This window comes from Deinococcus phoenicis (assembly GCF_000599865.1).
Classification (GTDB): domain Bacteria; phylum Deinococcota; class Deinococci; order Deinococcales; family Deinococcaceae; genus Deinococcus; species Deinococcus phoenicis.
Genome location: NZ_JHAC01000025.1, coordinates 84,755 through 106,454, shown reverse-complemented (window position 1 = coordinate 106,454; position 21,700 = coordinate 84,755). Strand labels below are relative to the sequence as shown.

Annotated in this window: 19 protein-coding genes; 8 read left to right on the top strand and 11 right to left on the bottom strand. The window is 71.4% G+C overall.

Features of this window, described 5'->3' with window-relative positions:
- Positions 1-26: 26 nt before the first annotated feature.
- Positions 27-725, top strand: coding sequence for a DUF2259 domain-containing protein (locus DEIPH_RS08030; RefSeq protein ID WP_034356527.1), 699 nt, complete (start codon positions 27-29; stop codon positions 723-725).
- Between the two features lie 53 nt (positions 726-778).
- On the opposite strand, the gene DEIPH_RS08025 is transcribed toward DEIPH_RS08030, so the two are convergent.
- The 4 genes from DEIPH_RS08025 to DEIPH_RS08010 form a co-directional block, all read right to left on the bottom strand.
- Positions 779-2,434 carry a VOC family protein gene (locus DEIPH_RS08025; protein WP_034356524.1) on the bottom strand — a complete coding sequence of 552 codons (1,656 nt, stop codon included), beginning with the start codon at positions 2,432-2,434 and terminating at the stop codon, positions 779-781.
- A gap of 180 nt (positions 2,435-2,614) precedes the next feature.
- Positions 2,615-3,109: a MarR family winged helix-turn-helix transcriptional regulator gene (locus DEIPH_RS08020; RefSeq protein WP_034356521.1), complete on the bottom strand. Its 495-nt coding sequence runs from the start codon at positions 3,107-3,109 to the stop codon at positions 2,615-2,617.
- Between the two features lie 77 nt (positions 3,110-3,186).
- Positions 3,187-4,578, bottom strand: coding sequence for an NADP-specific glutamate dehydrogenase (gene gdhA / locus DEIPH_RS08015; protein WP_081790838.1), 1,392 nt, complete (start codon positions 4,576-4,578; stop codon positions 3,187-3,189).
- Positions 4,579-4,703: 125 nt separating this feature from the next.
- Positions 4,704-5,987 (bottom strand): PLP-dependent aminotransferase family protein, encoded by a 1,284-nt coding sequence (locus DEIPH_RS08010; RefSeq protein WP_034356518.1) that lies wholly within the window; start codon positions 5,985-5,987, stop codon positions 4,704-4,706.
- A gap of 159 nt (positions 5,988-6,146) precedes the next feature.
- On the opposite strand from DEIPH_RS08010, the gene DEIPH_RS08005 reads away from it, so the two are divergent.
- From DEIPH_RS08005 to DEIPH_RS07995, 3 genes are all read left to right on the top strand, one after another.
- Complete coding sequence (locus tag DEIPH_RS08005; RefSeq protein ID WP_034356515.1) at positions 6,147-6,704, top strand: LabA-like NYN domain-containing protein; 558 nt, start codon at positions 6,147-6,149, stop codon at positions 6,702-6,704.
- A 20-nt stretch (positions 6,705-6,724) separates the two neighbouring features.
- Positions 6,725-7,825 (top strand): tRNA preQ1(34) S-adenosylmethionine ribosyltransferase-isomerase QueA, encoded by a 1,101-nt coding sequence (gene queA / locus DEIPH_RS08000; RefSeq protein WP_034356512.1) that lies wholly within the window; start codon positions 6,725-6,727, stop codon positions 7,823-7,825.
- 89 nt (positions 7,826-7,914) lie between these two features.
- A complete protein-coding gene (locus tag DEIPH_RS07995; protein ID WP_034356509.1) occupies positions 7,915-8,454 on the top strand; it encodes an ankyrin repeat domain-containing protein in 540 nt (179 codons plus the stop codon).
- A gap of 3 nt (positions 8,455-8,457) precedes the next feature.
- Here DEIPH_RS07995 and DEIPH_RS07990 read toward each other — a convergent pair whose 3' ends face one another.
- Positions 8,458-9,450, bottom strand: a complete 993-nt coding sequence (locus DEIPH_RS07990) for a GNAT family N-acetyltransferase (RefSeq protein ID WP_034356507.1) — start codon at positions 9,448-9,450, stop codon at positions 8,458-8,460.
- Positions 9,451-9,548: 98 nt separating this feature from the next.
- On the opposite strand from DEIPH_RS07990, the gene DEIPH_RS07985 reads away from it, so the two are divergent.
- Both DEIPH_RS07985 and DEIPH_RS07980 read left to right on the top strand, forming a co-directional pair.
- Positions 9,549-11,624: a M3 family metallopeptidase gene (locus DEIPH_RS07985; protein ID WP_034356504.1), complete on the top strand. Its 2,076-nt coding sequence runs from the start codon at positions 9,549-9,551 to the stop codon at positions 11,622-11,624.
- Between the two features lie 367 nt (positions 11,625-11,991).
- Positions 11,992-12,495 (top strand): CAP domain-containing protein, encoded by a 504-nt coding sequence (locus DEIPH_RS07980; protein WP_034356502.1) that lies wholly within the window; start codon positions 11,992-11,994, stop codon positions 12,493-12,495.
- Positions 12,496-12,532: 37 nt separating this feature from the next.
- Here the strand turns inward: DEIPH_RS07980 and DEIPH_RS07975 are convergent, their stop codons facing one another.
- The 6 genes from DEIPH_RS07975 to DEIPH_RS07950 form a co-directional block, all read right to left on the bottom strand.
- On the bottom strand, positions 12,533-13,300 hold the full coding sequence (locus tag DEIPH_RS07975) for a 3-hydroxybutyrate dehydrogenase (protein ID WP_034356500.1): 768 nt from the start codon (positions 13,298-13,300) through the stop codon (positions 12,533-12,535).
- A gap of 70 nt (positions 13,301-13,370) precedes the next feature.
- A complete protein-coding gene (locus DEIPH_RS07970) occupies positions 13,371-14,348 on the bottom strand; it encodes a serine hydrolase domain-containing protein (protein ID WP_034356497.1) in 978 nt (325 codons plus the stop codon).
- 168 nt (positions 14,349-14,516) lie between these two features.
- Positions 14,517-17,540 (bottom strand): transcriptional regulator, encoded by a 3,024-nt coding sequence (locus DEIPH_RS07965; RefSeq protein WP_034356494.1) that lies wholly within the window; start codon positions 17,538-17,540, stop codon positions 14,517-14,519.
- Between the two features lie 28 nt (positions 17,541-17,568).
- Positions 17,569-18,084: a chromate transporter gene (locus tag DEIPH_RS07960; protein ID WP_034356492.1), complete on the bottom strand. Its 516-nt coding sequence runs from the start codon at positions 18,082-18,084 to the stop codon at positions 17,569-17,571.
- A complete protein-coding gene (locus tag DEIPH_RS07955; RefSeq protein WP_034356489.1) occupies positions 18,081-18,674 on the bottom strand; it encodes a chromate transporter in 594 nt (197 codons plus the stop codon). The genes DEIPH_RS07960 and DEIPH_RS07955 overlap by 4 nt, the downstream gene beginning before the upstream one ends.
- 108 nt (positions 18,675-18,782) lie before the next feature.
- Positions 18,783-19,541 carry a spermidine synthase gene (locus tag DEIPH_RS07950; protein WP_051517239.1) on the bottom strand — a complete coding sequence of 253 codons (759 nt, stop codon included), beginning with the start codon at positions 19,539-19,541 and terminating at the stop codon, positions 18,783-18,785.
- Positions 19,542-19,677: 136 nt separating this feature from the next.
- Between DEIPH_RS07950 and DEIPH_RS07945 the strand changes: the two genes are divergently transcribed.
- Both DEIPH_RS07945 and DEIPH_RS07940 read left to right on the top strand, forming a co-directional pair.
- Entirely contained in the window at positions 19,678-20,685 is a 1,008-nt protein-coding gene (locus DEIPH_RS07945) for an ABC transporter ATP-binding protein (RefSeq protein WP_034356486.1), read from the top strand.
- A 129-nt stretch (positions 20,686-20,814) separates the two neighbouring features.
- Entirely contained in the window at positions 20,815-21,618 is an 804-nt protein-coding gene (locus tag DEIPH_RS07940) for an ABC transporter permease (RefSeq protein WP_034356483.1), read from the top strand.
- Positions 21,619-21,700 lie beyond the last annotated feature (82 nt).

The window sequence follows — 21,700 nt, the reverse complement described above, 5'->3', positions numbered from 1 at the left end:
CGGCCGCCCACCCGGTACGGTAGGCCATGCGCCCTCTGCTGACCGCCGCGCTGGCCCTGCTGGCCCTGGCCCCGACCGCCCGCGCGGGTGACCGCCTGGACGTGCTGCGGGTGGCGTTCTCGCCCTACGGCACCCGGGCGCTGGTCGTGACGGGGGGCGTGCAGGACGGCAGCGGCTTCAGCGTCGCGGCGCTCACGGTTCTGGGCACGGGGAACGGCCAGAACCTCCTGAGCGCGCAGGCCCGTTCCGAGACGCGGCCCGTGCCGACAGTCGTGACGGCCCTGCTGGCCCGTGAGCGGCCCCGCCTGATTCCCCTGGGCCTGGTGCCGGGCAAGACCCCGCCGCCCGTCTATGTCCGCACCTTTCCTGCCCTGGCCCCGGTCTGGGCCGAGGGGGTGCGGGCCGGGGCCAGCGCGACCACGCCCGTCCGCCTCTGGAGCCGCCCCGTCCCCGTTCGCCTGGCGGTGCAGCCTCTGCCTTCCCGCTGCCCCTACCCGAAGGCGCTGCCCCCCGGCGAGCGCCCCGCCGGGTTTACCCTGAGCGTGAACGGCCAGACGGTCCATGCCGACCGCGCGCTGCCCCCGGAGCGGCTCTGCGCGGCCCGCTACGCGCTCGACCGCGTGTACGTGCAGGGCAACCGCGCCATTTTTATCGTCCGGGCCTACACGCCGGGGTTCGAGGGGCCGAACGCGGAGGTCGTGGCGGTGGCGGCAATGTTGCGGTAGGGCCGGGAGGCGGGGCGCGGTGGCTGCCTTCCCGCGCCCCACCTCCCGTGGCCTCAGAGCCGCCCTGCCACCCCCTGCATGATCTCCCGCACCGCGTCCAGTTCATCTCGGTTGATGCTGTGGCCCAGGCCGGGATACACCCGGTCGTCTACCCGCGCGCCGCGTGCACGGAGCTGGGCCGCGCTCTCCTGAAAGCGCGCAAGGGGAATATGCGCGTCGTCGGGTGCGACGCCCATGAACACGGGCGTGCCACCCAGAGGGTCCGTGCGGTCCAGCGTGATCAGACCGCCGCTGAGGGCGACGACGCCGCCCAGCGGTTGTCCCGCCCGGCTGGCGTATTCCAGCGCCAGGCAGGCCCCCTGCGAGAAGCCGCCCAGCACCACGTTCTGCGGGGGGATACCCTGCGCCTCCAGTTCGGTCAGGACGGCGTCCACCGTGGCGAGGGCGCGGTCCAGCTCCGGCTGGTTGCGCTCCACGGGGGCCAGAAAGGACAGCGGATACCAGCTGTTTCCCTCCGCCTGCGGGGCGAGGTACGCGAAGGCACTCAGGTTCAGGTCGTCCGCGAGCGAGAGGATGTCCGGTGCCGTGCCGCCCCGCCCGTGCAGCAGCACCATCGCCACCCGCGCTTCGCCCAGCGGGCGGCCCGCCGCGTACACCTGCACGCCCTGAGGTTCAGGCGTGGCCTGAATGGCCCCGTTCGGCTTCAGCTCCCGCGTGCCGAGGGTCACGCCGTACTCGCGGTTCACGATCTTCGGCACATGCGCCTCGATGGTCGCGCGCCTCGGCTCGAACCACTCGGGCAGTTGGAGGTGTTTGCCGAGTTCCCCCACCGGTTCGTCCCCCACGAAGCCGGGCGCGTCGGTGGCGATCTCGAACAGGACGCCATTCGGCTCCCGGAAATAGATGGAATGGAAATACTGGCGGTCCTGCACGGGCGTGGGGCGGTAGCCCGCTTCGCCCAACCCCGTCAGATAAGCCGCCTGTTCGGCGTCGTCGCGGGTCCGCAGGGCGACATGGTGGATGCTGCCCGCCCCGAAGCTGCCGCGCGGCTGGCCGGGCCGCTCGACCACGTCCACGAACAGGCCCACGCCGTCCCCGCTGCCCCGGAAGCGGGTGCGCATGCCCTCGGCGTCCGGCTCGCGGCCCGCCTCCGTGAAGCCGAGCTGCCCCACCAGCAGGTCGCGCACCGGACCCGTGTCCCGCACCCAGGCCGTGACCGAATGAAAGCCGCGCAGGGCGTGTTCGGCGGGCACCGGGCTGCCGGGCCAGGGCTGCACGGGCTGGCCGTCCTCGAACACCAGTTCCACCCAGGTCCCGTCGGGGTCCTCGAAGGTCAGCACCCGGTCCCCAAAACGCTCACCCTCCGCGAACGTGACGCCCTGCCCCTCCAGGCGGGCCTTCCAGTAGCCTTCGCTGGTGCGGGGGGCGCTGTAGGCGGTCGCCACCACCTCGCCGTTGCCGCGCACGCCCTTCGCCGCGTCCGGCCAGGGAAAGTGGGTCATGACCGTGCCCGGTTGCCCGGTCAGGTCGCCGTAGTAGAAGTGGTAGGTGCCGGGATCGTCGAAGTTGACGGTCACCTTGACCAGCCGCTGCCCCAGCGTCTGCGAGTAAAAGTCGATGTTGCGCTGCGGGTCCGACGCCATCACCGTGACGTGATGCAGACCCTGGACCGGCGTGGTGCCGGGGAAGTGGGGGGAAGAAAGCGTCATGCTCACAATATAGTTTAATGTTAAGCGAATTGCTGTGATGGTCGCACCTTGAGGCCCGGATCCTGGCGAGCGCGAGCCGGGGCAGAACGCGGTCTGGAGGAGGTCGGGGTTCACGGACTCGGGGCCGACCGGCAAGGTCCCTGGCACGTCGCCCGGACGTGCGGCCAGCCCTCCCGGACTCTAGAGATCGCGCCGCTTTTGCCGGAGCGGGATTTCGTCCTCAGCTCCGACCAGCCCGCGCCCCAGCTTGCGGGTCAGAGCCGTCAACTGGTCCAGTTCCTCCGGGGCCAGAACCGCGAACACGTCCTGAATACCGCGCACATGGTCGGGCAGCACGCGCGTGACCAGTGCCTCGCCCGCCGCCGTCAGGAACACGTTCATCATGCGCCGGTCCTGGGGATTGCGCTCGCGGCGCACCAGGCCGTCCCGCTCCAGATTGTCGATCACCATGGTCAGGTTGCCGCTGGACCGCAGAATCTTGTCGGCCAGCTGGCGCTGGCTGAGCGGCCCCAGGTGATACAGCGCCTCCAACACGCCGAACTGGCTGATCGTCAGCCCGTGGTCCGTCAGGTGACGGTTCGCGGTCACCTCGACCGCGTGCGCCGCACGCCACAGCTTGATATAGGCGTCGAGCGCGGCGCGTTCCTGCGGTGAACCTGCGTAACGGGTGGGCATGCCGGCTATGGTCGGGGCAGAGGGGGCGGGAAATCAAGCGCTGGCCGGGTACGGGGTGGTCCTACTGGGTGGTCCGGTCAGACGATGCCCTGCGCCAGCATCGCGTCCGCCACCTTGATGAAGCCGCCGATGTTCGCGCCCCTCACGTAATCCACCGTTCCGTCGGGGCGGGTGCCGTACTGCACGCAGACGTTGTGGATGCTGCGCATGATGCCGTGCAGGCGCTGATCGACTTCCTGCGCCGTCCACGAGAGCCGCATCGCGTTCTGGCTCATTTCCAGGCCGCTCACCGCTACGCCCCCGGCGTTGGACGCCTTGCCCGGCGCGTAGAGAATCTCCTGCTCGGTGAAGATGTGGACCGCTTCCGCCGTGGAGGGCATGTTCGCGCCCTCGGCCACCAGGATGCAGCCGTTCTGAATCAGGGTGCGGGCGTCCTCGCCGTTCAGCTCGTTCTGGGTGGCGCAGGGCAGGGCGATGTCACAGGGAATAGCCCAGGGCGTCTGGCCGGGCCGGTACTCCAGCCGGAACTGCTGCGCATACTCCTCCAGGCTTCCCCGGCGGACATTTTTCAGGTCCATCAGGGCGTGCCATTTCTCCTCGGTCAGTCCCTCGGGGTCGTACACGGTGCCCTGCGAGTCGCTCCACGAGACGACCTTCGCGCCCAGGCTCATGCTCTTGAGGGCCGCGTACTGCGCCACGTTCCCCGAGCCGCTCACCGTGACCCGTTTCCCGGCGAAGTCATCGCCCCGGCTGTTCAGCATCTCCTGCGCGAAATAGACCGTGCCGTACCCGGTGGCTTCCGGGCGGATCAGGCTGCCGCCATACTCCGGCGCCTTGCCGGTCAGCACGTAGCCGCCCTGCCGCGTGATGCGCTTGTACTGGCCGTACAGGTAGCCGATCTCGCGCGCCCCCACGCCGATGTCCCCGGCGGGCACGTCGAAATCCTCCCCGATGTGGCGGTACAGCTCGGTCATGAAGGACTGACAGAAGCGCATCACCTCGCCGTCGCTGCGGCCCTTGGGGTCGAAGTCGCTGCCGCCCTTGCCCCCGCCCATCGGCAGGGTCGTGAGGCTGTTCTTGAAGACCTGCTCGAAGGCCAGGAACTTCATCACGTCCAGCGTCACGCTGGGGTGAAAGCGGAGGCCGCCCTTGTACGGCCCCAGCGCGCTGCTCATCTGCACCCGGAAGCCCCGGTTGACCTGCACCTCGCCCTGATCGTCCACCCACGGCACCCGGAAGAGGATCGCCCGCTCGGGTTCCACCATCCGCGAAAGCAGCCCCGCTTGGCGGTACTCGGGATGCTCCTCCAGAAAGGGCCACAGGCTCTCGGCCACCTCGCGCACCGCTTGCAGGAAGTGCGGCTGGTGCGGGTCACGCCCGGCCACGCTGTTCAGGAACTCCTCCAGGCCCGTTCCTGCTTTCCTCCCGGTTTTTACACCGGCACCGCCCTTCGCGAGAACCGTTTCCATAGGTGGGACAAGGGTAAAGGCAACACTCGGGGGGGCAGGGGAGGCGGTCTAGTTTTTTGTTAGACGTATCCTTTTTTCAAAGGTTGGCAGCTGGGCAGGCGTGGGGCAGCCGCCCGAGGCGCGCCTCAGCGCCCCGACTGCCCCTGGGCCGCCCGGTATTCCTCCGTTGCCAGCCGGATGCACGCGGCCACCCCCTGCATCGCCGTGCGCACGTCCTCTGCGGGCGGGCGGGTGGGAGCGAGGCGGAGATTACGGTGATGGGGGTCCTGTCCGGCGGGATACGTCGCCCCGGCGGGCGTGAGGCTGACCCCGGCAGCGTCGGCCAGCTCCACCACCCGGTCCGCGACCGGCTCTGCCGTGTCCAGGCTGATGAAGTAGCCGCCCTTCGGCAGCGCCCAGGTGGCGTACTCACCTCCCTCTCCCAGTTCGGCACGCAGTACCTCGTCCACGGCGCGGAATTTGGGGGCGATGATGGCGGCGTGGGCCTGCATCAGCCCTTCCAGGCCGCCGGGGTACTCCGTCAGGAACTTCACGTGCCGCGCCTGCTCCACCTTGTTCGGGCCGATGGACTGCGCGTTGAGGTACTTCGAGAGCCACTTGATGTTGTCCTCGCTGCTCGCCACGAAGCCCAGGCCCGCGCTGGCGAAGGTGACTTTAGAGGTGCTGGCGAACACGAAGGCGCGGTCGGGGTGGCCCGCGTCCCGGCACAGCGCCACGAAGTTCACGGGTTCGGCGCGGTCCTCTTCCGAGAGGTGGTGGACCCGGTAGGCGTCGTCCGCGAAGACGGTGAAGTCGGGGGCCGCCGCCTGCACGCCCGCCAGCCACCGCGCCTTTTCCGGGCTGATCGTCTCGCCGCCGGGGTTGGAATAGGTCGGCACGAACAGCACGCCCTTCACCGAGGGGTCCGTGCCGGCCAGCCGCTCGATGGCGTCCACGTCCGGGCCGTCGGGCTGCATGTCCACCGTCAGCAGCTCGAAGCCCAGCGTTTGCAACAGCAGGAAGTGGCGGTCGTAGCCTGGAACAGTCACGATCATCTTCGGGGCCTGCGCAAGCCAGGGGCCGATGCTGCCGCGTACCCCGTGCAGCAGGGCGAAGGTCAGCACCAGGCCCTGGAGTTCCAGGCTGGAGTTGTTCCACACCAGCACGTTCTCGGCCTTCACGTCGAGGTAATGCGCGAACAGCGCCCGTGCCGACGGCAGGCCCGCTACCCCGCCCGGATAGTTCCGCAGGTCCAGGCCGTCCATCCGGGTGTCGTCCTCGCCCAGCGCCGTCAGCAGGCCGTTCGAGAGGTCGAAGTCGGCGTCGGCGGGCTGCCCGCGCTGCATGTTGAGCGTAAGCGCGCGCGCTTTGAAGGCTTCGTAGGCCTGGCGGGCCGTGGCGACGGCCGGGGGGGAGGCTTCCTTCGTCATGCCTTCACGTTACCCGCGCCGCGCCCACAGGGGGAGGGGGGCTGCTTAGCGGGGCGTTGGCGCACCCTTGCGGCGGGGCACGCGGGCGGCCTATGCTGCGGCGCGGCCTGGCCCCGTTTTCGCCCCCCTTTTTGATCTCGCCCCAACAGGAGAAGTCTAATGCACTACGTCGTTTCCCGCCCACGCGTGGGCGTTTTTATCGATACCCAGAACCTCTACCACTCGGCCCGCGACCTGCTGGAACGCACCGTCAACTTCGAGACGATCCTGAAGTGCGCGGCCGAGGGTCGGGAGCTGGTCCACGCCATCTCCTACACGGTGGAGCGCGAGGGCGAGGCCACCGCGCGGCCCTTCATCTACAAGCTCTCGGCCCTGGGGTACAAGGTGCGGCGCATGAACCTCACGCTCCACCACGTCACGGAGGGCGGTAAGGCCATCTACGAGGGCAACTGGGACATGGGCATCGTGGCCGACATGGTGCGCCTGATGGACCACCTCGACGTGGTGGTGCTGGGCAGTGGCGACGGCGACTTCACCGACATCGTGGAGGTGTTGCAGGAACGCGGCAAGCGGGTGGAGGTCATCGCCTTCCGCGAACACACCGCCCAGAAGCTGATCGACGCCGCCGACCGCTTCACCCATCTGCCCGACATCGAGGAGGCGCTGATGCCCGCGCGCCAGAAGGTGGACAGGGCCGAGAAGGTGGAAAAGTCCTGAGCCATGAGCCAGGAGCAGCCATGAGCACGGAAGAGCCTCGGATTCAGGACGCCGACGCTGTCCTGGCGCGCCTCGCCTTTGACCTGCCCCAGGCGCGGATTGCCCAGACGGGAGCCGAACCGCGCGACTCGGCGCGGCTGATGGTGGTGACGCAGGGCGGCCTCACGCACCGCGTCTTCCGTGACCTGCCGGAGCTGCTGCGGGCCGGGGACGTGCTGGTCTTCAACGAGAGCCGGGTCATTCCGGCGCGGGTGCTGGCGCGCAAGCCCGTCACGGGGGACGGCCTCGGCGGCGGGCAGGTCGAGGTGCTGCTGCTGCGCGAAGAAGAACAGAATGTCTGGTCGGCCTACCTCAAGCCCGCCAAACGGGCCGGGAAGGAGCTGTGGCTGGGGCAGACCGGGGGCGTGCAGCACCGCGCGGAGGTGGTGGGCGTGCTGGAGGACGGCGCACGCCTGCTGCGCTTCGACCACGACATCAAGCCCCACCTGGACGAGATCGGGCGGCTGCCGCTCCCGCCCTACATCGACGCCGGGGCCAGTGACGAGACGTGGCGCGAACGCTACCAGACGGTGTACGCCCGCGACCCCGGCAGCGTGGCCGCACCCACGGCGGGCCTGCACTTCACGCCCGAATTGCTCGCGCGGCTGGACGCGCTGGGGGTGGAACGGCATGCGGTCACGCTGCACGTGGGCGCGGGGACGTTCCGGCCCATCACGGGCAGCGTGGCCGACCACGTGATGCACGCCGAACGGTACGCGATCAGCGCGGGGGCGGCGGGGGCGATCAACCGCGCGAAGGCGGAAGGCCGCCGCGTGGTCGCCGTCGGGACCACCACCGTCCGCGCCCTGGAAAGCAGCGCCGACGAGGACGGCACCGTCAAGCCCGGCGAGGGCGACACCCGCATCTTCATCACGCCGGGGACGCCCGTGCGGGTGCCCGACCTCCTCATCACGAACCTGCACTTGCCGGGCAGCACGCTGCTGCTGCTGGTCGCCGCCTTCGCCGGGGAAGGACGCATCCGGGCCGCCTACGACGCCGCGCTCGCAGGGGGCTACCGGTTCTACTCGCTGGGAGACGCGATGCTGCTCGAACGGCAGGGGGCGTCGGCGGCCCGTCCCTGACTCTGGGCTGGCGTCGGGAGAACTCGCCAGACCGGGAGGGCCGCCTGACCCACCGCACAGCCCACCGTACAGTCCACAAGGAGACCGACATGCAGGACGCTTCCGAAAAGAACCCCGCCCCGGCGCTCGATCAGGAGACGCTGGACTATTTGCAGGCCGTCTTCGAGCTGGTCCGGTCCGGGGACGCCGGCCGCCTCGGCCCACTGCTGGACCGGGGCGTGCCCGCCAACCTGCTCAACCAGAAGGGTGACAGCCTGCTGATGCTCGCCAGCTACCACGGCCATCTGGACACCGCGAGGCAGCTGCTGGAGCATGGGGCCGATCCCGAACTGCACAACGATCAGGGACAAACGCCGCTCCAGGGCGCGGTCTTCAAGGGCGACGAGGCGATGGCCCGGCTGCTGCTGTCGCATGGGGCCAGCGTGGAAAGCGCCGGACCCGACGGGAAGACGGCGCTGATGATGGCGGCCATGTTCAACCGGACTCAGCTGGTCGAGCTGCTCCTCGAACACGGGGCCGACCTTCAGGCGCGCGATGCCCGGGGGCTGTCGGCGCTGGACGTGGCGCGGATGATGGGTGCGCCCGATACCGTACCCCAGCTCGAAGAGCGGCTGCGGCAGGTGCCCTGAGCGTCACCCCTGGGTCGCCGCCCGCAGCAACGTCACCGTTGCCGCCTCCCGCACGAAGCCCAGCCGCTCGTTGATGGCGAGCATGGGGCGGTTGACGGCGTGGTTGCTGGTGCGGGCGTGGGTAAAGCCCCGCGCCAGCGCCGCGCGGGCCGCCGCGAGCTTCAGGGCGTAGGCGACCCCGTGCCCGCGCCACGCCGGGAGGACGCCGGTCAGGCCGTTGTGCAGCGTGCCGGGGCGGGTGAGCACCGGGAGAGACAGCTCGCTGACGCCGACCCATTCGCCGTCCGGGGCGACCGCGACGAACAGCCCGGCGGGATGGACCTGCTCCGCTGCCCGGCGCTGCCACGTCTCGAAGGGCCACACGCTGATCTGCGTCGTGCTGGGCACATCGCGCAGCAGGGCGGCGATCAGGGCATACAGGCGGCGCTGCGCGGCCTCGTCGAAGGTGCCCACCAGGTTGCCGAGGGGCTGGATGCGGACGCCTGCCGCCTGCGCCTTGGCCTCCTGCCAGGCAAAACGCGCGAAGTCCAGCGTCCGCAGGTCGAGGGTGCTGGGCCACATCCGGTCGTGTTCCCGGTAGCCGTGCGCCTCGGAGAAGGCTTTTTCCCACCAGTCCTCGCGGACCCGCGTGACCAGGGTGTGCGCGCCGTGCTGACGGGCCTGGGCCTCCGCGTGGGCCAGCAGCGCCTCCGCGAGCGGGCCTCCCGCGAGGTCCGGCCGCGTGCGGACCGTCACGTCCAGCCAGCCCGGGTGGCCGTCCATGCGCGGCACGCCGGTTTCGGCCAGGCCGACGATCTCCGTGCCCTGCCAGGCCAGCGTCCGGACGTGGGGTTCTCCCTCCAGGCGGCGGGCGTCCTGCCGCTCGATCTCCCCGGGCGCGACGGGCGATTCGGGGTGGGCCAGGCTCAGGAACGCGGCCACGCGGGCGGTCTCCGTGGGCGAGGCGGGGCGCAGGGTCAGGCCGGACGGCAAGGCTGGGGGCGAGGTCGGGACCATGGGGCAGGACAGCACAGCGGGCCACGCCGCGCCATCCGCCGTTTGGCGCAGTCCATTGGCGGCCTCTCCTCATTGCGCCGCTCTCTATACTCGCCCGTATGACACAAGCGCCCGATGCGCCCACAGAGCGCCAGGACAGCCGGAGTGACAATCCCCTGCTGAACGTCGGCTTCCGCATTCCCTTCGACCGGATTCGGCCCGAACATGCCGAACCCGCCGTGGACACGCTGCTGGCGCGGACCCAGGAGAGGCTGGAGACGCTGGCGCGGGCGGGCGAGCGGAACTACGAAGGGTTCATGGCCGACCTCGACACGCTGACCGAGCAGCTCGACACGGTGCGCGTGATCGTGGGCCACCTCGACGGCGTGGTGAGCAGCCCCGAGTGGCAGGCCGCCAAGCGCGCGATTCTGCCCAAAGTCACCGAGTTCTCCACCCAGCTCAGCCTGCACCCCGGCCTGTGGGCGGCGCTGAAGGGCTTTGCCGCGACAGAGGCGGGGCGCGGCCTCGACCCGGTGCGCGCCCGGCACCTGAAACTGACCATCGACGAGTTCCGCCGTCAGGGCGCCGACCTGCCCGAAGAGCAGAAAGCCCGTCTGCTGGCGGTGAATACCCGGCTGGCCCAGGTCACCAACGACTTTTCCAAGAACGTGCTGGACGCGACCGCCGCCTACGAGCTGTATGTGCCCGGCGAGCGGCTGGCGGGCGTGCCGGAGCGTGTGCGGGAAGCGACCCGGCTGGACGCCGAGAAGCACGGCCAGGCGGGCCACCGCCTGACGCTGCACCAACCCACGCTGGAACCCGTCCTCACCTACGCCGACGACCGCGAGTTGCGCCGTGAACTGTGGCTCGCGCAGAACTCGGTGGGCGTGGGCGTGGGCCGCGACAACCGCCCGCTGGTGGGCGAGATTCTGCGGCTGCGGCGCGAACAGGCCCGGCTGCTGGGCTTCCGTGACTTCGCGGATTACGTGCTGGAAGACCGTATGGCGGGCGGCGGCGAGCGGGCGCTGGGCTTCGAGCGCGACCTTGAAGCCCGCATCCGGCCCTTCTTCGAGCGCGAGAACGCCGAGCTGGAAGCCTTTTACCGGGGGCAGGCGGGAGCGGACGCGCCCCCGCTCGAAGCCTGGGACGTGGGCTACTGGGCCGAGAAGCAGCGTCAGGCGAAGTACGACTTCGACGAGGAGGCGCTGCGCCCCTACTTCGCGCTGGACAACGTGCTGGCGGGGATGTTCGAGATCGTGAAGCGGGTGTTCGGGATCACCGTCCGCGAGGCCCAGGCCCCCGGCTGGCACCCCGAGGTGCGCTACTACGACATCTTCGACGAGGCGGGCACCCACGTCGCCTCCTTCTACACCGACTGGTTCCCCCGCGACACCAAGCGCAGCGGCGCGTGGATGAACGCCTTCGTGACCGGCGGCCCGCGCGAGCAGGGTGTGGACCCGCACCTGGGGCTGATGTGCGGCAACATGACGCCCCCCAGTGCAGGCACGCCCGCCCTGCTGTCCATCCGCGAGGTCGAGACGGTCTTCCACGAGTTCGGGCACCTGCTGCACCACGCCCTCTCGCAGGTGGAGGTCCGCAGCCTCAGCGGCACGCGCGTGGCCTGGGATTTCGTGGAACTGCCCAGCCAGATCATGGAAAACTGGGTCATGGAGCGCGAAGCCCTCGACCTCTTCGCCCGCCACTACCAGACCGGCGAACGGCTGCCCGACGCCCTCTTCGGGCGCATGGTGGCGGCCCGCAACTACCGCGCGGCGAACGCGGCGATGCGCCAGCTTTCCTTCGGCACGGTGGACCTGTCGCTGCACGTCGAGTTCGACCCGGGCGCGCCCGGCGCCGACCCCATCCGCGAGGCGCGGGAGATCATGGCCCGCTTCTACCCCTACCCCTTCATCCCGGAATACGCCCGCATTGCGCAGTTCGGCCACCTGTTCAACAGCCCGGTCGGCTACGGGGCCGGGTACTACTCCTACAAGTGGGCCGAGGTGCTGGACGCCGACGCCTTTTCCCGCTTTGCCGGGGAAGGCATCTTCAACCGCGAGACGGGCCGCTCGTATGTGGACACCATCCTCAGCCGGGGCAACAGCGCCGACGCCGCCCAGCTCTACCGCGACTTCATGGGCCGCGACCCCGACCCCGAAGCCCTGCTGCGGCGCAGTGGCCTCGTCGAAGCGTAGGGCCTGACGCCCGGTTCGCCCGGCTCCCTCAACGCGAGGGGGCCGGGCACTTTCTGGCAGGGGGTCCCGCCACTTCGTGCCGTCTCAGCGCAGATTCTCACGCTGCTCCCCAGCCTTGCAGGTCCGTTCAGCAAGGTTCGGCAACCTGTACCGGCCCCGCCCTGGAGCATTGGACAGAAGGGAAGCCCCTGTGGCTCTTTCCCCGAGGGCTTCCCTTCTGTCCATGCTCTTCTCTCACCTGCTTCGTCGGCCAGCAACTGCGCAACCCCAGCGCATTCTTAGAGCCGCTGCCCTAGCAGAACAGGCCGCCCCTGTCTGCCGTCCGGCTCACTTCCTCTGCCCACCGCCGCCTTTAAGCTGCCTTCACATGCAGCGTGTCAAGGTCACGTTTCTGGCGGGTGTCCTCGCGGCCCTGCCTTTCCTGAATGCCCAGGCCCAGGGCGGGGGGCGGTCTTCTGCCGAGGCGCAACTGCTGGCCGGACTGAATCAGGCCAGGGCGCAGGGTGTGGTCTGCCCCGGCCTGGGCCGCCGTCCAGTTGCGGGGCCGCTCTCTGCCAGCGTCTCCCACGCCCTCGCCGCCCGGACCCAGGCCGGGTACATGAGCAGCAGCGGACGCATCACGCATACGGGCGCAGGGGGCAGCACCCCGCGCATCCGGGCGGCCAGCACCGGCGTGCAGGCGGTCAGCGTCACCGAGATCATCTATCTGGGTGCGGGCGTGGGTCCTCAGGGGGTAGTGCGCTGGTGGCTGAATTCGCCCGTCCACTGCTCGGTCCTGACGGACGCCCGCTACACGCACGCGGGCGCGAGCGCCGTGCAGGGATCACGCGGCACCGCCTACGTGGTCGTGCTGAGCAGTCGGCCCCGCTAAGGCAGACATCTTGTTGCAGACACCTTGAGGCGGGCACTTACCGTGCCGTCCACCCCAGATCCAGGTCCAGCACCGCGCCGGTCATGCCCCAGGCGGCGGGACTGACCACATAGCTGGCGAGGGCGGCCACGTCCTCCGGGTTCAGCAGCCGCTTGATGGCGGCGGGTTCCAGCATCACCTTCTGCTCGACCTCCTGCTCACTCAGGCCGCGCGTGCGGGCCTGGTCCCTGATCTGGCCTTCCACCAGCGGCGTGCGGACGTAGCCGGGGCAGATCGCGTTGACGGTCAGGCCCTGCTCGCCCGCCTCCAGCGCCGCCGTGCGCGTCAGGCCGATCAGGCCGTGCTTGGCGCTGATGTAGGCGCTCTTGAAGGGGCTGGCGACCTGCCCGTGGATGCTGGCGATGTTCACGACCCGGCCCTGTCCCGAGCGCGTGAGGTGCGCCCAGGCGTACCGCGTCAGCAGGAAAGGCGCCGTGAGCATCACGTGCAGCATGGTGTCCCAGGTGTCTTCCGGGAAGTCCCGGATGGGGTCGATGTGCTGAAAGCCCGCGTTGTTCACCAGCACGTCCAGGCCGCCCAGCGCTGCTGCCGTTTCCTCCACCGCGCGGCGGCAGTCCTCCCGGCGCGCGAGGTCGGCCCCGATAAAGGTGAAGCCGCCCTGCTGCGTGGCCTCGCGCCCCTGCGGGCGGTCGAGGTCCAGCACCGCGACCCGCAGGCCGTCCGCCTGGAGCCGCCGCGCGATGGCGAGGCCGATGCCGCTGCTGCCGCCCGTGACGAGGGCCACGCGGGATTCGTTGGGAGTCATGCGGGGAGTCTACGGTGGGGGTATCACGGGGCCGTTGCACAGGCGGTCCGGGGCACGTCGTACGGTTGCCTCAGCAGACCGCCCCGCGCACCTCCCGCGCGATGACGTGGCGGTGACTGGGATGGTTCTCCACCTTCCCGGTCATCACTGCCACCAGGTCCAGCTCCGGGAACACCGCCACGTATTGCCCGCCGTACCCGGTGGCGTACCAGCCCTCGGTGTTCCCCTCGCGCGTCACCCACCAGAGCAGGCCGTACCCGGGCAGGCCCTCCATCCACTCGTATCCCGGCACGTGCGGGCGCGTGGCCTCCTCCACCCATGCCGGGGAAACCACCCGCTGGCCCGCCCACTCCCCCCGTTGCAGGACCAGTTGTCCCAGCCGCAGCATCTGGCGCGGTGTGAGGCGCAGGCCGCCGCTGGCGAAGGGCCGGCCCTGGGGATCCCGTGGCCAGGGGGGCGCCGTGATCCCCAGGGGTGTCCACAGCGCCTCCTGCGCGAACGCCGCCAGGTCTTGCCGGGCGGCGTGGGCAAGAACAGCCCCCAGGACGTGTGCCCCCGCATTCGAGTAGTGAAAGGCGGTGCCGGGGGGAGAGACCAGGGCCTGCGCGAGGGCGAAGCGAACCGGGTCGGAACTCGTAAACCAGGCGTCGTCGTAGGCGGGGTCGGTGAGTTCGGAGGGCAGGCCCGAGGTCATGGTGAGCAGATGCCGCAGCGTCACGTGCGGCCAGCGCGTGTCCTTCACGCTGTCGGTGAGGCCGGGCAGGAGCGGTAAGACCGGCTGGTCGGGACCTGGCAGCAGGCCCCGGTCGAGGGCGATGCCGGTCAGGAGAGACAAGGCGCTCTTGGTCACCGACTGGGTGTCCTGCGGTTCGGTGGCCTCGATGCCGAAATACCGCTCGAAGGCGAGATGACCCCGGCGCGCGACGAGCAGACTGGTGACCTGGGGCAGATCGCGCGCCACATGCAGGCAGGCGGCGTGCAGCCGGGCCGGATCGAGGCCGACAGCTTCGGGTGGGGCGGTGGGCAGATCATGGACCATGCCGGTCATCCTGCCGGACAGCGTACGGGGGGACTGTCGGCCCTCCGGCCTACCGGGCGAGGCTCCGAAAAAGGGCGCTAAGTACAAAGCCAGAAGTTACGCGGGATGTGGGAGAGAGTCTGGCTGTGACGAGAGCTGGACACTGGCTCCCACTCCGCATGACTTTCAAGGTTGTACTTAGGCGTCCTGCCCCGTCAGCGCCCGGTGCAGCGCGTCCGTTTCCGGCAGGGGCGTGAGGCCCAGGTCGGTCAGGGCGGCGCGCAGGGCCGCGTAGGTGCGGGCGGCGGCGGCGGGATTCGCGCGGGCGTGGTGGGCGCGCATCAGGGCGCGGGCGGCGGGTTCAAAGGCGGGGTCGAGGTGCAGGGCGCGTTCGGCCAGCCGGGCGGCCAGGTCGGGCTGGGCAGACCGCAGGGCCTGGGCGGCTTCCGCCGTCAGCGCCTCCGGGAGGTGGGCGGCGTAGCGTTCGGCCTCGGTCTGCACAGCTTCGAGGTCGCTGTCGGTGACGGCGCCGGGGAGGGCCAGCAGGGCCGCCGCCCGGCCGGGCGTGCCGGGCGCGGCGTGCAGGTGCGTGCGCGCTTCCGTGAGGTCCACCGTCAGGTCGGGGCCGGGCCGCAGCCGCAGCCAGTCGCCGCGCTCCAGAAAAGTGCCGCTCGCCACGCCTTCTTCCAGCACCTGCCCCAGCGCGTGCAGCGTCACCCGGAAGTTGCGTTCGCCCACCTGGGGGTCCGCGCCGGGAAAGAGGGCCTCCTGGGCGGCCTCGCGGGGTAACCCCTCCGGGTGAACGGCCAGCAGCGCCAGCAGGTCGCGGGCACGCGCGCGGCCCCACTCACGCGCCCCCTGCCCCCCACGCAGGACCGCCACGCGGCCCAGCACCCCCACGCGCACGTCCACGCCCGGCACCTCCTCCGGCGTGGGCAGGTGCGCGTAGCCCAGCGCCCGCGCGACCGGAAGCAGCGCCGCCTGTGCCTCCGGCACCGCCGCGCCCAGCCGCGCCAGCAGGGCCGCCCGCGCCCCACGGTCCGGGGCGGGGGAGAGCAGGGAGCGCCGCGCCAGCAGGAAGGGAAAGCGGCCAGCGGCCTGCGCGGCGGCCCGGGCCTCCTCCCCGGTCGCCGCGTACAGGGCCAGCGCCGCCGCCCCCGTCCCGAAGGCGTCCCCGCAGGCCAGGAAAGTGGCCCGCGCGGCCCTCAGCCCCGGCAGCGCGCCCGCCGTGTCCCCCCCGTGCAGCCGCCCCAGGGCCGCCGTCAGGCGCGTCAGGCCCGCCACATAGTGGTCGCCGCCCGTGTGCGCGAGGGCCTGCGCCTCGTGTTCGGCGGCCAGGACCGGGTTTCCGGCGTTCGCCTCCAGATACGCGAGGCCCATGCGCGGCTCGACCTGGAGGCGCGGCACCACGGCCAGCGAGAGGGCCAGCGCCTCGGTGTAGGCGGCCCTGGCGGCGTCCATCCGGCCAGCGGTGACCTCCGCGTGGCCCAGCCGCGCCAGGGCCAGCGAGCGCACGAAGCGGCTCTCCAGCCGTTCCCCCTCGGCCAGCCCCGCGCGGGCGAGGCGGGCGGCCTCCTCCGGCTCGCCCAGGGCCGCGTGGAGGAAGCTGGCGAGCAGCAGGCCCTCACGGTGGTTCTGGGCGGCCCGCGCACCCCCCGCCTCGCCCCGCGCCGCGTGCAGGGCCAGCGCCAGCGCCTGGGTGAGTTGCCCGGAGCGCAGCGCGTATCTGGCCCCGTGGGCGAGGTCGGGGGCCAGCGCCAGCGCAGGCTCCAGTTCCCCAGCGTTCAGGTGGTTCTCGGCGCGCATCCGCCGCACCTGGGCGCGGGCGGCCTCGGCCACCGTGAGGGCCTCGGCCTCGTCCAGCGCCGCCCAGGCGAGATCGGGTTGCACCGTGTCCAGCGCGACCTGCGCCCCGCCCAGCGCGCGGGCCAGCGCGCCCGCCTGCGCGTAGGCCGCCAGCGCCTCCTCGTAGCGGGACGCGAGGCGCAGGGCGTCGCCGGAGAGGGCGTGCAGGGCGGGGGTCCAGGCGGACGCAGGCAGCCGCGCCAGGCTGCGGCCCACCAGCGTCACCCGGCCCTGTGCCAGCCAGCGCCCACCGGAGTCGGCGAGCAGTTCCGCCGCCCGCGCCGCATTCCCCGCCTGGAGGTGCGCCGCCAGCGCCCGCCGGGGCCGCCCGGTGCGCTCGAAGTAGGCCGCGCCCCGCGCCGCGACCGCGCATGCCTCGCCGGGAGCGAGCAGGCCGCGCAGGTGGGCACGCAGGAGGGGATGCGCCCGGTAGGTGTCGCCGGTGCGGGTCAGGAAGGTGCCGCCGCCCGCCAGCGTGTCCAGCAGCGTTCCCGCCTGCCCGCCTTCCGGCAGATCGGCCCCCAGCACGTCGGCCAGCAGTTCGGGCGAGAGTTCCTCGAAGACGCTGCCGCGCGTGAGCAGGGTTCGCAGGGCGGGGTCCAGCGGCCCCAGCACCTCCTGGGCGAGGTAGGCGAACAGGGTGCCCAGTTGCGCCTCCCCGCCGTCGATGTCCGCGAGGCTGCCCAGCCGCACCCGGCCCTGCGCCGCCGCCTGCGCCAGAAAGCGCGCGGCAATTGGCCAGCCTTCCGTGACTGCGTGGGCCAGCCGCACGTCCGCCCCGTCGGCCGCGACGCCCTGCGCGGCGAACAGCTCCGCGAGTTCGGCGGGCGTGAAGGCGAGGTCGGGGGCCGTGAGGCGGGTGAGGTCGCCGCCCGCCTCCAGCCGCGTGAGGGCCGGGCTGTCCAGCGGCGTGCGCGACAGCAGGGCCACCCGGCCCCCCAGCAGTTCCTTGAGCACATCCCCCGTCAGCGGCCCGGCGAGGTGCTGCGCCTCGTCCAGCACCAGCAGCGCGCCCGCCGCGTCCAGCACGTCCGCGGCGCGCGCCGCGACCCGCCGGGGTGCCCCGCCCGCGTCGAGCAGCGCCCCCGGACCCTCCCCGCCCGGCAGGCCGGCCACCGCCACCGCGAGGCCCGCCGCCAGCACCTGCGGGTCGGCGTCGTCCACGTCCAGCGTGAGCCAGGCGGCGCGGCCCAGGTCGGGCAGGTGGGCGGCCAGCGCGGTCGTCTTGCCGTAGCCCGCCGGGGCCACCACCGTCACCACCCGCGCCGACGCCAGCAGCGCCAGCAGCCGGGGCCGCGCCACCGCGCCGCGCACCTGCGGGGGCCGCGCCCGCCGCGAGGGGGCGTGTTCGCGCCAGTCCGTCGTCACGCCCGCCATGCTAGAGCATCCCCTCCAGCCCCAGTTCCTACAGCCCCAGCAGCGCCCCCACCGCCGCCGCACCCAGGACCACCACCGCGCTGTTGACCCGCGTGCGCCACAGCAGCAGAAAGGCAAGGACGGCGAGCAGCACGCCGGGCCAGGACGTGACGCTGGTCCGCGCCAGCACCAGTGCCCCCGCCAGCATCACCCCCCCGCCGAAGGGCAGCAGGGCATTCCGGAAGGCGATGACCCAGGGCTGCGCGCTGTGCCGCTGCCACGCGAGCGCGGCCAGGGCGCTGAGCAGGGCGGTCGGCCCGTAAAAGCCCAGGGTGGCGGCCAGCGCCCCGCCCAGTCCGGCGGCGGCGTACCCATAGTGCGTGACGGCCAGCATGTTCGGCCCCGGCATCAGTTGCCCCAGCGCGAACCCGTTGGCGAGCGTCCGCGCGTCGATCCAGCCATGCTGCAAGACCAGCGACCGCTCGATCTCCGCGACGTTGGTGCCGCCGAAGCTGATCAGGCCCAGCCGGGCGAAGGCCAGGAACATCTCCCCCAGGTCGGTCATGGGGCCTCGCCCCGGGCGGTGCGGGTGGGACGGTGAAGCAGCAGGCCCGCCCCGAGCAGCACCAGCAGCACGGGCAGCAGGTCCAGCCGCAGCACGCCCAGCGCGAGGAAGGCCAGCACCGTGATCACCGGGCCACCCCGCACGCTCCACCCCACCCGCACGACCGGCAGCGCGGCGGTGAGCAGCACGGCCAGCGCCGCGCAGGCCGCGCCCCGCAACCCGCTCTGAAGCGCGGGCGGCAGGCCGCCGGGCCGCCCCAGCGTCACCACGCTGACGGCCAGCATGGCGAGCAGGCCGGGCGTCAGCACACCCAGGGTGGAGGCTGCCGCCCCGGCCCGCCCGCTCAAACGCGCCCCCACCATCGCCGCGAGGTTCACCGCATTCGGCCCCGGCGTGAGCTGCGCCAGCGTGAAGGTTTCCGCGAACGCCTCATCGGTCATCCAGCCGCGACCGGTGAGTGCCCGGCGCGTGTGGGCGGGCAGCCCGCCGCCGATGCCTGCCAGCGCCACGCCCACGAACATCCGGGCGAGGGCCAGGGGTGTGGGGGATGAGGTCGCCGCGCCTTTCTCCGGGAGCGTGGTGGGGGTCATGCCCGGAGGGTAAGCCTGTCTCCGGCGCGCCGGGCCGTGACTGCCCGGGGAACAGCCGGGCACGTAACGCACGAAATGGCAGGGGAGACAGGCGGGGCGCTCAACGGGTCAGGACCGGGCGTCGCCCCGGCCTGTTCCCCGGGGGCGGGCCCCGCCGGTGCCGGTCTCTTTGCCGCCGGGCTTGCCGGGTGCGTGCGCCAGCCAGATCGTGTGGTGCGCGCCCTTGCCGGGCCGGGCGCGGACGGTGCGGACCTCCACCCGGAAGCCCGCCCGGTTCAGGCGCGCAGTGAAGCGGGTGTCCGGTGTGGCCGACCAGACCGCCAGCACGCCGCCGGGCCGCAACGTGCGCTGCGCGGCGGCCAGGCCTGCGGGCGAGTACAGCCAGTTGTTCCCGTGGTGCGTCATGCCTTCCGGGCCGTTGTCCACGTCCAGCAGCACGGCGTCGAACGCAGCCTGCCCCCGCCGCAGCAGCTCGGCCACATCGCCCACGTGGACACGGGTGCGGGGGTCGTTCAGCGGATAGCCCGCGCATTCGCCCAGCGGGCCTCTGTTCCACTCCACCACCTCGGGCACGAGTTCCGCGACCGTGACCACACCGCCCGGCCCCAGCGCCTTCAGGGCCGCCGCGAGCGTGAAGCCCATGCCCAGGCCGCCGACCAGTACGCGCGGTTGCGGTCGGTCCGCGATCTGCGCGCAGGCAAGCTCGGCCAGCGCGTCTTCCGAGGCGTGCATGCGGCTGTTCATCAGCTCGCTGACATAGCCCGAAATCTGAATGGAGAACTCGGGCAGGTCGCCCCGGCGGTACAGGCACAGCGCCTGTTCGGTGCCGGGAATGGGCGCGCGGCCCAGCAAGGCCCAGGGAATCAAGCGGGCATCCGGGGGGAAAGGGGGAAGGAGCCTGGAAGCATCCGCCGACTGTATCCCGTCCCGCGCCGGGCGGACCGGGACGGCACGCCATTTCGCGCATTCCTGCCCCGCGCCCGCCGCGTACTCTGAGGCAGCTATGACCACTCGCACCCCGGACGCCAGCGTGCATGTCCGTGATCTCCGCAAGCATTACGTCGTCCACGAGAAGGAGCCGGGCTTTCTGGGCAGCCTCAGGAGCTTCGTGAACCGCAAGAGCCGCGACGTGGAGGCCGTCCGGGGCGTCTCCTTCGACCTCCAGCCGGGCGAGGTGGTGGGCTTCCTGGGACCCAACGGGGCGGGCAAGACCACCACCCTCAAGATGCTCTCGGGCCTGCTGCACCCCTCGGGCGGCGAGGCGCGGGTGGCCGGCTTCGAGCCGCGCCGCCGCGAGGCCGATTTTCTGCGGCGCATCACGCTGGTGATGGGGCAAAAGCAGCAGCTTCTGTGGGACCTCCCCGCCCTCGACTCCTTTCTGGTCAACCAGGCGATCTACGAGATCAGTGACGCGCAGTACCACGCCACCATGCGCGAGTTCACCGAGGTGCTGGGCCTCGCGGGCATCCTGAAAAAGCAGGTCCGCAAGCTCTCGCTGGGCGAGCGGATGAAGTGCGAACTGGCTGCCGCGCTGCTGCACCGCCCGCAGGTTCTCTTTCTGGACGAGCCGACCATCGGCCTGGACGTGAACATGCAGGAGAGCGTGCGCGCCTTTATCCGCGACTACAACGAGCGGTACGGCGCGACCGTCATCCTGACGAGCCACTACATGGCCGACGTGACCGCCCTGGCCCGCCGCATCCTGGTGATCGACGCCGGGCAACTCGTCTTCGACGGCGACCTCGCCCATCTGGCGGGGCGCGGCAGCGGCGGCAAGCGGGTGCGGTTGCAGCTGCGCCAGTCCGTCAGCGAGGCGCACCTCGCCCGCTACGGCTCGGACGTGAAGGTCGATGGCCTCAGTGCCGAACTCACCGTCCCGCGTGCCGAGGTGAGCGCCAGGGCCGCCCGGCTCCTCGCCGACCTCGACGTGGCTGACCTGACGGTGGAGGACCCGCCCATCGAGACGGTGATGGCGGAACTGTTCGGGGGGCGGGAGGCAGAGCGTGTGTAGGGCTGTGGCGTGGAGCGTGTGGCTCATAGAGCAGGTGTCCCTCTTTTTCTACAAGACCTTTTTCTACTACAAGACCTTTTTCTACAGGCCACGAGCGACAAGCCACAAGCTCCGCACGGGGGGTGGGCCATGACCGCCATCTGGCGCAAAGCCCGCGTTCTCTTCTCCACCCAGTTCGCCCTGACCACCGAGTACCGCGCAGAGAGCATCATCTGGATGCTGTCGGGCACGCTGTCGCTGGTGATGATGCTGGTGTGGATGGCGCAGGCCGCCGCCGCACCGGGCGGGCAGATTCGCGGCTACACGCCCGCCGAGTTCGCCACCTACTTCCTGGGCACCTGGGCGGTGGGGCAACTGCTGGTCGTGTGGGTGGCCTGGGAACTCGACTTCGAGGTGCGGCAGGGCGCCCTCTCGCCCAAGCTGCTGCGGCCCCTGGACCCGATGTGGCAGCACTACGCGGGCCACGCCGCCGAGCGGGTGGTGCGCTTTCCCGTCATGCTGGTGCTGGTCGCCGTCTTCGCCTGGCTTTCCGGCGCGAGCTTCACGCGCGACCCCCGCGCGTACCTCGCCGCCTTCGGGCTGGTCGTGCTGGGCTTTTCCGCCCGCTTCCTGTGGGAATACAGCATCGGCCTGCTGGCCTTCTGGACCGAATCGAGCACCAGTTTTCAGGAGGTCGTGTGGCTGGTCTACGCCGCACTGGGCGGCCTGTTCGCCCCGCTCGCCTTCTATCCGGGGTGGGTCCAGACCATCGCCGTCTGGACGCCCTTTCCCTACATGCTGGGCCTCCCCGCGCAACTGCTGGCGGGCAAGGCCAGCCTGGCCGACGCCGGGCGCGGCGCGCTGGTGCTGGGGGCCTGGCTGCTTGTCTTCTGGTTCGTGCGGCTGGCCGTGTGGCGGGTGGGCCTGCGGAAATACGGAGCGGTGGGAGCGTGAGGCTTGTGGTGTGTAGCGCGTGGCCTGTGGAGCGGGTGTCCCTCTTTTTCCACAAGCCACCAGCGACAGGCGACCAGCTGCG

Excerpts from the sequence above, each read along its gene's own strand:
- DEIPH_RS08030 (WP_034356527.1), top strand. The coding sequence starts at position 27 with ATGCGCCCTCTGCTGACCGCCGCGCTGGCCCTGCTGGCCCTGGCCCCG.
- DEIPH_RS08025 (WP_034356524.1), bottom strand. The coding sequence starts at position 2,434 with ATGACGCTTTCTTCCCCCCACTTCCCCGGCACCACGCCGGTCCAGGGT.
- DEIPH_RS08020 (WP_034356521.1), bottom strand. The coding sequence starts at position 3,109 with ATGCCCACCCGTTACGCAGGTTCACCGCAGGAACGCGCCGCGCTCGAC.
- gdhA (WP_081790838.1), bottom strand. The coding sequence starts at position 4,578 with ATGGAAACGGTTCTCGCGAAGGGCGGTGCCGGTGTAAAAACCGGGAGG.
- DEIPH_RS08010 (WP_034356518.1), bottom strand. The coding sequence starts at position 5,987 with ATGACGAAGGAAGCCTCCCCCCCGGCCGTCGCCACGGCCCGCCAGGCC.
- DEIPH_RS08005 (WP_034356515.1), top strand. The coding sequence starts at position 6,147 with ATGCACTACGTCGTTTCCCGCCCACGCGTGGGCGTTTTTATCGATACC.
- queA (WP_034356512.1), top strand. The coding sequence starts at position 6,725 with ATGAGCACGGAAGAGCCTCGGATTCAGGACGCCGACGCTGTCCTGGCG.
- DEIPH_RS07995 (WP_034356509.1), top strand. The coding sequence starts at position 7,915 with ATGCAGGACGCTTCCGAAAAGAACCCCGCCCCGGCGCTCGATCAGGAG.
- DEIPH_RS07990 (WP_034356507.1), bottom strand. The coding sequence starts at position 9,450 with ATGGTCCCGACCTCGCCCCCAGCCTTGCCGTCCGGCCTGACCCTGCGC.
- DEIPH_RS07985 (WP_034356504.1), top strand. The coding sequence starts at position 9,549 with ATGACACAAGCGCCCGATGCGCCCACAGAGCGCCAGGACAGCCGGAGT.
- DEIPH_RS07980 (WP_034356502.1), top strand. The coding sequence starts at position 11,992 with ATGCAGCGTGTCAAGGTCACGTTTCTGGCGGGTGTCCTCGCGGCCCTG.
- DEIPH_RS07975 (WP_034356500.1), bottom strand. The coding sequence starts at position 13,300 with ATGACTCCCAACGAATCCCGCGTGGCCCTCGTCACGGGCGGCAGCAGC.
- DEIPH_RS07970 (WP_034356497.1), bottom strand. The coding sequence starts at position 14,348 with ATGACCGGCATGGTCCATGATCTGCCCACCGCCCCACCCGAAGCTGTC.
- DEIPH_RS07965 (WP_034356494.1), bottom strand. The coding sequence starts at position 17,540 with ATGGCGGGCGTGACGACGGACTGGCGCGAACACGCCCCCTCGCGGCGG.
- DEIPH_RS07960 (WP_034356492.1), bottom strand. The coding sequence starts at position 18,084 with ATGACCGACCTGGGGGAGATGTTCCTGGCCTTCGCCCGGCTGGGCCTG.
- DEIPH_RS07955 (WP_034356489.1), bottom strand. The coding sequence starts at position 18,674 with ATGACCCCCACCACGCTCCCGGAGAAAGGCGCGGCGACCTCATCCCCC.
- DEIPH_RS07945 (WP_034356486.1), top strand. The coding sequence starts at position 19,678 with ATGACCACTCGCACCCCGGACGCCAGCGTGCATGTCCGTGATCTCCGC.
- DEIPH_RS07940 (WP_034356483.1), top strand. The coding sequence starts at position 20,815 with ATGACCGCCATCTGGCGCAAAGCCCGCGTTCTCTTCTCCACCCAGTTC.